At 60.7% G+C, this 10,104-nt stretch carries 10 protein-coding genes and 3 pseudogenes; 10 read left to right on the top strand and 3 right to left on the bottom strand.

Features of this window, described 5'->3' with window-relative positions:
- Window positions 1-288, bottom strand: a 288-nt coding sequence (locus BT264_RS19350) for a transposase (RefSeq protein WP_143156745.1), incomplete at its 3' end; no start/stop codon positions are given.
- A gap of 87 nt (window positions 289-375) precedes the next feature.
- On the opposite strand from BT264_RS19350, the gene BT264_RS19345 reads away from it, so the two are divergent.
- The 8 genes and pseudogenes from BT264_RS19345 to BT264_RS19315 all read left to right on the top strand — a co-directional run bounded on the left by BT264_RS19345 (window position 376) and on the right by BT264_RS19315 (window position 6,171).
- Entirely contained in the window at window positions 376-921 is a 546-nt protein-coding gene (locus BT264_RS19345; protein ID WP_256260681.1) for a hypothetical protein, read from the top strand.
- 321 nt (window positions 922-1,242) lie between these two features.
- A pseudogene (locus BT264_RS19340) lies at window positions 1,243-2,223 on the top strand (IS30 family transposase); the annotation flags it as partial.
- Window positions 2,213-2,398: pseudogene (locus tag BT264_RS40525) on the top strand (transposase domain-containing protein); the annotation flags it as partial. The pseudogenes BT264_RS19340 and BT264_RS40525, both read left to right, overlap by 11 nt.
- 27 nt (window positions 2,399-2,425) lie before the next feature.
- Window positions 2,426-3,136 (top strand): annotated as a pseudogene (locus BT264_RS19330) (IS66 family transposase); the annotation flags it as partial.
- A gap of 368 nt (window positions 3,137-3,504) precedes the next feature.
- Entirely contained in the window at window positions 3,505-3,648 is a 144-nt protein-coding gene (locus BT264_RS40025; protein WP_256260680.1) for a hypothetical protein, read from the top strand.
- Between the two features lie 54 nt (window positions 3,649-3,702).
- A complete protein-coding gene (locus BT264_RS40020) occupies window positions 3,703-3,882 on the top strand; it encodes a carboxymuconolactone decarboxylase family protein (RefSeq protein WP_256260679.1) in 180 nt (59 codons plus the stop codon).
- Window position 3,883: 1 nt separating this feature from the next.
- Window positions 3,884-5,191, top strand: a complete 1,308-nt coding sequence (locus tag BT264_RS19320) for an MFS transporter (RefSeq protein ID WP_072439528.1) — start codon at window positions 3,884-3,886, stop codon at window positions 5,189-5,191.
- Window positions 5,188-6,171, top strand: a complete 984-nt coding sequence (locus BT264_RS19315) for an aKG-HExxH-type peptide beta-hydroxylase (RefSeq protein ID WP_072439530.1) — start codon at window positions 5,188-5,190, stop codon at window positions 6,169-6,171. Before BT264_RS19320 ends, BT264_RS19315 begins: the two co-directional genes overlap by 4 nt.
- A gap of 165 nt (window positions 6,172-6,336) precedes the next feature.
- Here the strand turns inward: BT264_RS19315 and BT264_RS19310 are convergent, their stop codons facing one another.
- Window positions 6,337-6,603, bottom strand: a complete 267-nt coding sequence (locus BT264_RS19310) for a hypothetical protein (protein ID WP_072439532.1) — start codon at window positions 6,601-6,603, stop codon at window positions 6,337-6,339.
- A gap of 496 nt (window positions 6,604-7,099) precedes the next feature.
- Window positions 7,100-7,924 (bottom strand): AraC family transcriptional regulator, encoded by an 825-nt coding sequence (locus BT264_RS19305; protein ID WP_256260678.1) that lies wholly within the window; start codon window positions 7,922-7,924, stop codon window positions 7,100-7,102.
- A gap of 294 nt (window positions 7,925-8,218) precedes the next feature.
- On the opposite strand from BT264_RS19305, the gene BT264_RS19300 reads away from it, so the two are divergent.
- Together BT264_RS19300 and BT264_RS19295 are read left to right on the top strand one after the other, a co-directional pair.
- Window positions 8,219-9,157 (top strand): PhzF family phenazine biosynthesis protein, encoded by a 939-nt coding sequence (locus BT264_RS19300; protein ID WP_083534107.1) that lies wholly within the window; start codon window positions 8,219-8,221, stop codon window positions 9,155-9,157.
- Window positions 9,158-9,186: 29 nt separating this feature from the next.
- The gene (locus BT264_RS19295) at window positions 9,187-10,068 is read left to right on the top strand and encodes an ornithine cyclodeaminase family protein (RefSeq protein ID WP_256260677.1); all 882 of its coding nucleotides are present in this window, start codon (window positions 9,187-9,189) and stop codon (window positions 10,066-10,068) included.
- Window positions 10,069-10,104: the final 36 nt, after the last annotated feature.

Below are 10,104 nucleotides of genomic sequence, written 5' to 3'. Positions count from 1 at the left end.
GGCCCCCGTCTCCCGAGCGAACCAGGCAGCCGCGTGAGAGAGTATGTCGCGCTCCATCTCGAGTTGGCGGACTTTACGGCGTAGCCGCGTTAATTCCTGCCTCTCGGCCGTGGTCAGTCCGTCCTGGCGCATTCCCGAGTCGCGATCGGCCTGAGCGACCCAGTTGATGATGCTCTGCGCCGTCGGCTCGAACTCGCGCGCCAATTCCTCAGGCGTACGTCCTGCCTTCACCAGCTCTACCATCTGCGCCCGGAACTCCGCCGGGTACGGCTTCCGATGCTTGCCCATGACGGCACCTCCTCTTCAAAAAGAATAGGTGTCCGTTGAAGCGGGTCAACTTCAGACACAAACACCGACGTTGCAGTCGGGCCGCTTGTGCAACAGGTCATAGGCCGTTTATTCAGTCCCACCTTTGAAGCTGGCGAGGCCACCTGGGCCGCCGCTGAAGTGATTGCCGCATCGCTTGCGCCGGGGAATGCGCTGCGCAATCTGGTCTGGCAAGTGACCGGCAAGGTGACGCGTGCCAAGGCGTTACTCGCTTCGATGGTCGGGGGTGACCTTGCAGGCGTCCACGCGGTCGGCGTAGCAATACACAATGTCGTAAAAGGCCTGAATCAAATGCGTGGTCTTTATCTCGACGCCGCGGTGCGGCAGACACTCACGCCCGAGATGGCTAGCCGTCGCTGCCTTTTCGCCCCGGCCGTGGTCCTTCGTCAAGCGACAGAGGGGGGAACGGTCGGTGGCTGCCCCTACTCTGCGGGTACGCTTCTGCTGTTGGAACTAGAGAAGGCTCGGCAGACGGGTGGTGACGAATCGATGATTTTTCTTGCCGACACCTGGAGTCGCTGCCCGGCCGAGCAATGGGTGCCTGCGATGCTGGAGGGCGTATGGAGACGAGCCACAAGCGCTCACGAACAGTAAGATCCGCTTCGTTTGCGCCGTAGCCGGTGTGTACACGTCGAGCAAGCATATCGGCGGTCGAGATATCCTCCTGGTCATTTGGTCGTTGGTTTCCTGAAGAACAAGCGCTGCCCCAAAACCAAGGGGAGACTGCGGCGGCTCAACATCGGGGGGCTGGTTCATGGCAAACAAGGGTCATCGGCGCGAACGATGCCAAGGGCCGCTCGGGGTCGGGTTGAGCCAGTCGCAGTCCGCCGGGACTGCGGCCGGCCGAGTCCGGCGGCGGATTCAACCGGTCGATGCAACACACTAGACGCTGCGTAAGCAGTGGAGGTGTTGCAAATGAAGCAGCGGCGCAGGATCTACTACACTGAGACTCAAAAGGCACTGATGTGGGAGCGGTGGCGCAAAGGTGACACGCTCCATCAGATTGCCCAACTGTTCGATCGCCACCATTCCTCTATTCAGGGGATTCTTGCCAGAACTGGCGGAATACAGCCAGCGCCTCGACACCGCTCCCAGCTTGCCTTGACGCTTGCCGAGCGCGAGGAAATCTCGCGCGCAGTCGTCGCCGGCCAGTCGATTCGATCGATAGCGGCGCGATTAGGACGTGCACCATCTACGATCAGCCGCGAGGTGCAGCGAAATGGCGGAAGGCAGGACTATCGGGCGAGCCAGGCCGACGCGCTCGCCTGGGACCGCGCACGGCGCCCAAAGACATGTAAGCTGGTCAGGAATCGGACACTCGCCCAGGTTGTGGCAAGCAAGCTCCGATTGCAGTGGTCGCCGGAGCAGATTGCGGGTTGGCTCAAGCACGTGTATGCGGTCAACAAGGACTATCAGGTGTCGCACGAGACTATCTATCGGAGCCTCTATATCCAGGCCCGTGGTGCGCTGAAAAGAGAGCTGCTGGAACACCTGCGCCGTTCTCGGGCCAAGCGTCGATCGCGTCTACACACACTGAAGACCGAGGATCGTACGAACATCCGCGATGCCATATCAATCAGTGAACGCCCGGGCACTGCCGAGGACCGAGCAATACCCGGGCACTGGGAAGGCGATCTGCTGTTCGGCAACGCCAACAGTCAGATTGCAACACTCGTCGAACGCCAGACCCGGTTCGTGATGCTGGTAAAGATTTCCAGCAAGGACTCTGAGGCTGTCGTCAATGCTCTGATAAGACACGCCGGCAAGCTACCACAGGAATTGTATAAATCGCTGACGTGGGATCGGGGCACGGAGATGGCTGGCCACAAGCGCTTCACTGTCGCGATGGACATCAAGGTCTACTTCTGCGATCCCCAGCATCCCTGCCGACACGGTTGCCGGTGCGCAGGCCAGCGCCAATCTCTACTCGCTCGTCGAAACCTGCAAGGCGAACGGCATCGAACCGTATCGCTACCTCGTCTGGCTGTTCACGAAGCTGCCTCTCGCTGCAACCGCCGACGACTACGCGGCCCTCATGCTATGGAGCATGCCTGCCACTCCAAACCTCTGATGGGCGTCGTTAAAAGACCGCATACGCTTCACCTATACGCCCGGACGAGGTACCAAGCTCGCTGACAAACTGTTCGCCGGCATCCGCAAGGGCGCGGTCCTGATGACGGACGGCTACGAACCCTACAACGACATCGCGCAGCGTTACGAGCTCGAACACCTCGGATGCTGGGAGCACGTGAAACGCTACTTCGTCAAGGCGGAGGACAGCGTGCCGAAAGCCGCGCGCACATCGGATCTACTCGCGTCGCGCTTCATCAAGCTGATTGGCAGGCTGTTCGCCGCGGAAGCGCGCACCGAAACGTGGGAGGTCGAGCGCCGACAGCGTTTGCGACGGCGATACAGCGTCCGTGTACTCGATGCCATCCATGCGCTTGCACTCGAGCAATCGCCGGGCGTCATGCCGAAAAGCTTGCTCGGCAAGGGGCTGACCTATCTGCGTGAGCAATGGCCGAAGCTGATCCGCTACGTCGAGAACGGCAACTGGCCCATCAGCAACAATCCCTGCGAGAACTCGATTCGCCCGTTCTGCGTTGGACGCCGCTCGTGGTTGTTCGCCGACACCGTTCATGGCGTCGAGGCGAGCGCGAACCTTTACTCGTTGGTCGAGACGTGCCGCGCGAATCGCATTGATCCCTACCGCTACCTCACTTGGCTGTTCCAGTGTCTGCCGCTGGCAAAGAGCGTCGACGACTACGACGCGCTGTTGCCCTGGATGATGCCCGCCGATCTCCGCTGACCCACGTTCCTGCCACATCTCACGCGCCTCGCCATCTCACTCTGAGGGGCGTCGCTGATGGATCGCATACGATTGAATTCATAAAATTCCCGGCAATGCATCTAATATTTTTTTTGCTTTACCTAAATTTGTTTACCTGCAAGCATTACTCCGCGGTTCGAGAAGAACTGCATGGATTCCGAACATTTCTTTCTGATCTCCTTAATTTTCCATACATGGAGCTTCAGATGAAGATCGAAAACAAGATGATCATGAAAGGTGCACAAAGCAAAATCGTCCACGCGATTACCACTGCCCTGAAGTGACGGCAGCGTAGTGAATTGTCGACGGCGGATCCCGGGATCCGCCATATCGGACCGAGGCGACCGATGAGCCCCATCGAACAGAACGGCGACCTGCTTCAGATGTTCAATCCAGACGGCGTCCGGCTGGCCAACGAGACCGTTCGGCCGGTATTTCCCGATCTCGTCGATAAACTGGCTTCCGACATTTACGGATACGCGTATCGCTGACCCGGCCTTGATCTGAAGACACGGCACCTCGTCACGCTCGGGGTAATCAGCGCCATGGGCGGCTGCGAGAATCAGTTGCGTTTTCAACTTGGCGCCGCCCTGCACCTCGGCATACCGATCGAACAAATTCGCGAGGTATTCATTCAGGTGCAGGTTTTTGCCGGGAACGCACGGGCGTTCAACGCGGCAGCCATTTTCAAATCCGTTGCCGACGAGTTTCAGAAGAGCGAATAGCATGATGCCCTCGACCCGATGGCAACTGATCGTGACTTATGTGTTCGCCGACGCGGCCGTGACGGTTTCGTCGCGCATCCTGCAGTTCTATGCCACGTGGCTTTTGCTGAAGGACATCGCAAGCCCGTCGGCGCTCACGCTGACGCTGATCGCGACGTGGGCGACGACCTTGCTGTTCCTTCCATTCGTGGGCGTTGTCGCCGAGCGAATCCGCAAGAGTACCGTGTTGCTGGGTGCATCGCTGCTCGCACTTGCATCGGTGATCCCGGTCGTCGGCGGCGCACGTACGCTTCACGCCACCCACGCGAATTGGCTTGTCGTCGTTATCGTCATCGCCAGCGTGACCTCGAGCATCGCCGTGGCGGCCCTGATGCCGCTGAGCACCCCGCTGATACCCGAGATTTCGCCCGATGCCGACGAGGTTCGCAGCGGCTTGCGCCTGAAGGCATCGGGTTTCATCCTGAACATCCTGTTCGGCCCGACGCTGGCGGGCTTCATGATCGGGGTGTTCGGAGGCGAGTCCGCGCTCTGGCTGAGTGCCGCGAGCAGTTGTCTCGGCGTCGTGGCCTCGCTCGTCTTCCACATGTCGTTCAGTGCGGTGCAGCCCGTGCGAACGCGTGCCGGGCCGGCACCGTCGTTCTTCCGGGACCTGCGCCACGGGATGCAACGGGTACTCGGCATTCGAGCCGAGCGGGCGATCGCGGCGGCGTCGCTGCTCGCCAACATGCTGTTCGTCCCGTTCGTATTCTTCCTGTTGCCAGCCAAGGTTCTCGCGGAGGGCGGCACGATGCTGAACGTGGCCTGCATCGAGCTATCATTGGGCGCGGGCGTATTGGGGGCTTCTGCCTTGCTGATCCAGCAAGCCCGGCGCATCGCTTCCGATCATGCAATTTCGAGCGTCGGCATCGGAATGATCGGCGCCTCCATTTTTGCGTTCGGTTGCACGCACCATCTCGTCACCTGGTGCGTGCTGGGTTTCGCATTGGGTGTCGGGTTGACGACGTTCAACGTTACCGTCAATTCGAAGCGGGCGATGGCGATTCCGGAAGGGCACCGCACCGGCATGGAATCGAGCCTGATGTTTCTTTGCACCGCTGCCGCTCCTTTCGGCATCTGGATATCGGGCGTGGCCCTCAAGACACTGTCGCCCGACGCCGTCATCATCTACGGCAGCGAACTTTTCGTGCTTGCACTCCTCTGCATCGTCTTTTCCAGGCCGTTGAGGCTCATGCTCAATTCCGGAGATAGTGGCTTGCCCCACTATCTCCAAACCAATCGAGAACTGTTCGACCTTCAATCACTGTCATGACCTATCCCTTTCTTCCGCTGGCGGGTGTGGCTTCGTCGCTGTCGACGGGGTTCAAATCCCAACTGAAGTCCGCGTACGAGGATCTGCTCGAACAGCTCACGGCCCACGCGCCGGCGCTGTTTCCCGACAGCGTCCACGCGCACTTCGCAGCCTTGCAGCCCGCCGGATTCAATGGATTTCACAGCTTCGCTTACCACTATGTGATCCGCTTGGCGGAGCTGAACAAGTTGCCGGAAGCGTCGCGCCTGCTCATGGTCATGGCGCGCGACCGATACGAGACGCTGCCTCGATTCACGCCGGCGTCGCGCATCGATCGCGAGTTGCTGCGTGAGGTGCTGGACGAAATCTCGGGCGGCACCTCCTATACGGAGATTGTCTTGCGGCCTCTGCCCCGGGAAAAGGAGCAACTCGCGGAAGCGGCCATGACACACGGCGTTCGGGTGCTTGAAGCCGCTTATGCGGAACTCGCCGCGGAGATCGAGATCCTCGTCGGCTCGATCGTCTTTTTTGAATCCGCCGGTGCGACCAGCGAGCGTGCGTTATCGCTAACGGGTGACAAGCTTCAATCGATGATTCTCGTGAACGGGGAGATCGACCTGAGCTGGATCTTCCTGCTCGACAAGCTGGTTCACGAGGTGGCGCATACCTACCTATATGGCATCAATCTGCGCGAGGAACTCGTTCACAACAGCCCGGAAACAAAGTATGCGTCTCCGCTGCGTCGGGATGCCCGCGACATGCTTGCGATCTATCACGCGACGTTTGTCATACAACGCCTATTGGTTGCGTTTACGCGCATTCTTGAGCGTGCGGTGCTATCTGACGCCGATCGGGCCACGATCAAGGAGATGCTCGGGCTGTATCATGCCCGGCTCGATGCCGGCTTCTCGACGATCGAGCGTCATGGCGTTTTGTCCGACGTCGCGCGGGAATTGATTCATGAGGGGCAGGATTGTGCGAAATCGCTGGCGTCCTGCTGATTGAGGCTGCGTGCCAAAGCGCCCAAGCTGCTCGACCGCAAATCAGGGCTGTTGCGGGAAGGCAAAGACGCTACTGCAAAGTCACGGTGGATTTGCGCGCATCGGGACAGACGTGCAGTCGCCACCGCGTGCTCCGGTTGATGCGGTCGGTTAACGACCGAGGATTCAACGCTCCCCCGGTTTCGCCACTGCAAGACTAACCAGACGCAAAAACTCATCTTTCTCGGCCCTCGAATTCATCGGGAATCGCTCGAACGATTCGGTCCGGCGCAAATCGGCGTAGAGCCCGGTCGGATCTTCGTGAAAATGAAGGAATGCTTTACTGCTGCAATAAAATACTCCTCGTGACCTTTCAGTCAGTTTCGGTATCTCGCGCAATCGACGCAACACACTTTCGAGTCGATCAAGCGCGTCGGGGCCAGCGTGTTTCATATCGCATCCTTTACCAGTATGCATCTGGCGCAATGATACCGATGTCCGCCATGCAGTGCGGAAACGGACATTCCGCTGGCCCAAAAGATCGCGGCCCTCTCGCTTCCCGGCCCATGCAATCACCGGTTTACAGTGTTCTTAGGCCGTTGAATCCCAGGAGTCGAACGACTGAATTCGGGCGTCGAATCGAACTTGGCGAAAGAGCAGATTGGGCGTGAGTGTGCGTTGCCGACGAGCAGTGTCGGACGGCGGCTTCCTGGCAAGCTACCTTGCATCCGCGACCGGCAGCTCCGGGTCGATTGCGGATTCAACCGGGGCCGTTATCCAAGATTGAAATGGCCCGAAGAAATCAGGCAGGTCAGGGAAATAGATGGCAAATTCTAGACTGACGATACGTCCTCCTCGCGCCCGAGTACTGAGGCTGGCACATTTCAGCCTTCAGAAGATACGGGGATGCCGCGTCGCCATCGGCGCTTCGGGCATGTGCACTTCGAGGTTACGCCTTGAAGGATCGCGGTAGCGCCAATCCGTGCTTCCGGAACAGGCGGGCGAGATAGGACGGTGAATCGAGACCGACCGCTGCCGCCGCCATAACGACCGTCATGCCGGGTGATTGCAATAGCTGCGTGGCGTGATGCACACGCTGCCGCGATTGATAGTCGACGATGGATTCGCCAGTGACGTCGCGAAACAGGCGCGTCAACGTGCGCCGTGACAGACCGAACTCGTAGGCAATGCGATCGAGCCCCATCGATTGATCGAGTGTCGCGTCGAGAAATCCCCGAATGTCTTTCACGAGTTCACGGCGCGCGTCGATGGGTGTCAACGGCAGATGGCCCGCGATCAGTCCCGCTTCGACGCACGTGGCCGCCAACGTCTTGTTAGTCAGTTCCCGCCGATAGGCCGCGAGTTCGCCGACGTTGTGCTGACCGGTGTCGGTGGCGAGACGCACCGCGTTGAGCAGCGCCAACGGCGCGGACCGGATGGCAATCTTCGCGCACGACAGGCTTCTTTGCGCCTTGCGCTCGCAGAACGCGACGAAATCACTCGCCACATAGACGGCGACGTGTTCCTGCTCCTTCCGATAGCCGTGCGTATCGTGCAGGCGCTGCGGCGGCACCACGACAAACGACTTGGGCGCCAGGCGCAAGGGCGAGGCGTTCGATTCGACGTTCAGGATCAGTTGGCCGGTGCGCGGCAGCAAGAACATGTACTCGTCATGTTCGTGGGGCTGCGTGCGGTAATCGCCGATCGAAACCTGCCGAACATCGGCAATGCGATTTTCGGACAAGTGGGTATTGGCGGTCGGATAGTGCTTCACGAATTTACCCTTGGGCGCTCCATGCGGTGGGTAGCGACTGGCCATAGCGGGTCTTGTGGACCGGTGTATCAATGGGATGTCCCAGTATAGCGGTACAACCTTCCGTGCACGTAGCCGGGCACTCACGCAGCCAGCCAAGCCCGGTTCTCAGGGAAAACACGGGTGTGCGCGGACTCCCGCGCGGTGGGCCGGACGCCCGATTGGCCCGGTTGTGTGCTTGTCGTGGCCCAATAGGCGGCGAAACTTTGGTTCCCGTTCGGCATGCTGGCGTCACTTACACGCTGGAGCCAGTTCATGTCGGTCGAGAATGTCCCGTCCTTGTTGCCTCATTCCCCCAATGCCACATCCCGGTTACCCCCGCACGGTGGCATGCATTTCGTGCGCGTCTTTCCCGCAGGGCAGGGCGGCGGCAACCCCGCGCCCGTCGTACTGGATGCGGATTCGCTGTCGGCGGACGAGATGATGGCGATCGCCGCGCGCTACGGTCACGAAAGCGCATTCGTGTGCGCACCGCGTGATACGGGCAGCACGTATCGTCTGCGCTTCTTCGTCCCCCGGCACGAGATGGAGATGTGCGGTCATGCGACGCTCGGCGCATTGTGGCTTCTGCGGCGGCTTGGCCGCTGGACATCCCGCGTCGCGACGCTCGAGACGTTGAGCGGCATCGTCGACGCTCGCTTTGACGAAAGCACGCAATCCATCGAAGTGAGCCAGCCCAAAGGCATCGTGCAATCGATCGAAGACGCGCGGCTGCACGCCGCGATATGCGATGTGCTGCGCATCGATGCTGACGATCTGGATGCTCTCGGCATCGTCAACGCCACGACGAGCCGGACCAAGACGCTGATACCGATTCGCTCGGTGCAGCGACTTCATGCACTGACGCCGTCCTTCGAAAAGGTGCAGGCGCTATGTGACCAGCTCGAATCGACGGGCCTTTATCCGTTTGCGGTCGAGCGTACACAACCTCTCGAGGTGCACGCGCGTCAGTTTCCGCGCTCGTCCGGGTATCCGGAAGATGCGGCGACGGGTATCGCCGCGGCCGCGACCCTCTACGGTGCGTTGCACTACGGCCTGCTCGCGCACGGCGCGTCGGGCATGACCGTGCATCAAGGGTACGCGATGGGCAAGCCGTCCAGCATCCGGGTCGAAATGCGAGACCCCGACAACGCCGACGCGGGCTGCTGGATCAGCGGCGCAGTCGAAAGCATGATGCTGGAGCCGCAGCAATGAAGATCTTTACCAACGACCAGATCGCGGCAGTGCTCGACGTCCGCCTCGCATCGGACGCCATTCGCGATGCCTATCTCGACCTGCAGAACGGCACAGCGGCCGTTCAGCCTCGCGCACGCATCGGCTTGTCCGACGTGAAGTTCAGCGCAATGAGCGCAATGCTGGGCCTGGCCAAGGTCGCGGCGATAAAGATGTACACGACGATCGACGGCCAGTTCCGCTTTTACATCGCGCTGTTTTCGCTCGTCGATGGCGGGCTCCTCGCGATGCTCGAGGGCGATGCGATCACGGGCGTGCGCACGGCCGCGACCACCGCGCTTGCGGCCCGACATCTGGCGCGTCCGGGGAGCCGACGCCTCGGACTGTTCGGCAGTGGCGTGCAGGCGCGGGCTCATGCCGAGGCCTTGGCCGGACGAGCCGGATTGCGCGCAGTGATGATTCACAGCCGCGATGCCGTATCCGCGCATGCACTTGCCGACAGCCTCGGGCATCGGTTCGGTCTCAACGTATCGGTGGTCGATGCCGAAGCGTGCGCCGCCGCCGACATCGTTGTCGTCGCAACGCGTGCATCCGAACCGGTCATACGCGGCGAGTGGCTACGACCGGGTGCATTCGTCGCGAGTATCGGCGCGACGCGTCCCGATCAACGCGAACTCGACGACGCGTCGTTGCTCGCGGCCTCGCGCATCGTCGTGGACTGGATGCAGCAGACGCCGTTCGAAACGGGTGACCTGCTGCGCCCGTCGCGTGCCGTGATCGACAGCAGGACGATGGTGGACCTTTCGACCGTCATCGGCGCCGACGAGCAGCGCGCACGGGACGCCCCCGACATCGTGATCTACAAGGCAGTCGGCATCGCCCTGCAGGACGCGGCCGTCGCGCATATGGCTTACCTGCGGCTTGGCGCGTGACGCCTCTCGTCAATGTCGTTTGTCAAAGATACGCTT

The organism is Burkholderia sp. NFPP32, assembly GCF_900119325.1.
GTDB classification, from domain to species: Bacteria; Pseudomonadota; Gammaproteobacteria; order Burkholderiales; family Burkholderiaceae; genus Burkholderia; species Burkholderia pyrrocinia_C.
This window is presented reverse-complemented; position numbering and strand designations above follow the sequence as displayed.